Raw genomic sequence first — 1,028 nt, 5'->3', positions numbered from 1 at the left:
TTGACCTTGGCTTCGACGGCGCTGTTGCCGTCTTCGCCATTGGCGGCCAGCCCGTCGACCACTTCGATGATCCAGTCGGCGATCTGGCGGAATTCGACCTCGCCAAAGCCGCGGGTGGTGCCGGCGGGCGAGCCCAGGCGGATGCCGCTGGTGACGGTCGGTTTTTCCGGGTCAAACGGCACGCCGTTCTTGTTGCAGGTGATATGCGCGCGGCCCAGGGCCTTTTCGGTCGCGTTGCCCTTCACGCCTTTGGGGCGCAGGTCGACCAGCACCACATGGGTGTCGGTGCCGTGGGTCACCGTGTCCAGACCGCCCTTGATCAGTTGATCCGACAATGCCTGCGAATTGACGACGACCTGCTTGATATAGTCCTTGAACGCAGGCTGCAGAGCCTCGCCGAAGGCCACGGCCTTGGCCGCGATCACATGCATCAGCGGGCCGCCCTGAATGCCGGGGAAGATCGCCGAATTCACTTTCTTAGCGATATCTTCATCATTGGTCAGGATCATGCCACCACGCGGACCGCGCAGGGTCTTGTGCGTGGTCGTCGTCGCCACATGCGCGTGCGGGAAGGGGCTGGGGTGTTCGCCTGCCGCAACCAGACCGGCGAAATGCGCCATGTCCACGTGCAGATAGGCACCGACCATGTCGGCGATCTCGCGCATGCGGGCAAAGTCGATCACGCGCGGGATGGCCGAGCCACCTGCGATGATCAACTTGGGGCTATGTTCTTTCGCCAGCGCCTCGACCTGATCATAATCCAGCATGTTGTCTTCCTTGCGGACGCCGTATTGCACCGCGTTGAACCACTTGCCCGACTGGTTCGGGCGCGCGCCGTGGGTCAGGTGACCACCGGCATCCAGGCTCATGCCCAGAATGGTGTCGCCGGGTTGGATCAGCGCCTGGAACACGCCCTGGTTGGCCTGGCTGCCCGAGTTCGGCTGCACGTTGGCGAAGTCACACCCAAACAGCTGCTTGGCGCGGTCGATGGCCAGGTTTTCAGCGATATCAACGAATTGGCAGCCGCC

General features: G+C 63.0%; 1 protein-coding gene. It reads right to left on the bottom strand.

The window, feature by feature from the left end; translation table 11 throughout:
* Window positions 1-1,028: serine hydroxymethyltransferase (gene glyA, locus ACR0JB_RS21805; RefSeq protein ID WP_480790298.1), on the bottom strand; the 1,028-nt coding region annotated here is incomplete at both ends.

Source organism: Ruegeria sp. BI7, from assembly GCF_056537925.1.
Note: the sequence above shows the minus strand (reverse complement) of the source record. Positions and strands in the feature narration are given on the sequence as shown.